General features: G+C 73.1%; 1 protein-coding gene. It reads left to right on the top strand.

From position 1 onward, the window contains the following. Window positions 1-252: 252 nt before the first annotated feature. On the top strand, window positions 253-973 hold a 721-nt coding region (locus tag ASG00_RS02320; protein WP_200930833.1), incomplete at its 3' end, for a DUF2332 domain-containing protein.

Below are 973 nucleotides of genomic sequence, written 5' to 3'. Positions count from 1 at the left end.
CCCCCGGCCTCGTGCGCCTCTCGGTCGGCATCGAGAACATCGACGACCTCAAGGCCGACCTCGAGCAGGCGCTCGGCGCCGCCCGCACGGTCGCTGAGGCCGCGCGGGTCTGACCCTCCTCAGGCGATCGACGCCCCCGTCCGGATTCCGGGCGGGGGCGTCGTCGGTTGCGGCCCCGACACCGCCCTCCGACTGGCCACTCGACCGATCGTGAGGCAGGCTGGCGGCATCCGTCACATCGAGGGGGTGCGCATGGGCGACGCCGATGACGAGCGAGCGCTCGCCGCCTACTACGACGACTTCGGCCGGCATTGGGCGCACGGCACGTCGCCGTTGTACGAGGACTGGGCCTGCGCGATCGCCGAGGATGCCGAGGTGGTGCGACGCCTCACCGCACTGCCGCGCCGCCAGCAGCAGGCGAACCTGCTGTTCGCCGCCGCGCGTCGCGCCGGAGTGCCACTGCACCCGTACGCCGAGGTGCGAGATGAGCTGCTCGACGCGTGGGATCGCATTTCCGAGATCTCCGCGACGCATTCCACCCAGACCAATGAACCCGGCCGCGCGGCGACATGGCTGCCGCCGCTGTCACGGCTCGACGGGCCGGTCGCCCTGCTCGAGGTGGGCGCCGCGGGCGGACTGTGCCTCTTCCCCGACCACTGCCGGGTGACGTACACGACTCCCCCAGGCGAGTTCCTGCACGAGCCGGATGCCGCAGGCCCGACCATCGACCTCCGGTGCACCGTCGACGACGCCGCGGCGGTGCCGACCGGACCGGTCGAGGTGGCCTGGCGCGCCGGGCTCGACCTCGCCCCCATCGACGTGCGCGACCCCGAAGCGCTGCGCTGGCTCGAGCTTCTCGTGTGGCAGGGCCCCGACCACGACGCGCGCATCGCACGACTTCGTCAGGCAGCGGATGCCGCGGCATCCGCCCCGCCCCGGATCGTGAGCGGCGACCTCGTCGACGACCTCGAGG

The organism is Microbacterium sp. Leaf351, assembly GCF_001423825.1.
In the GTDB taxonomy this organism is placed as follows: Bacteria; Actinomycetota; Actinomycetes; order Actinomycetales; family Microbacteriaceae; genus Microbacterium; species Microbacterium ginsengisoli.
This window is presented reverse-complemented; position numbering and strand designations above follow the sequence as displayed.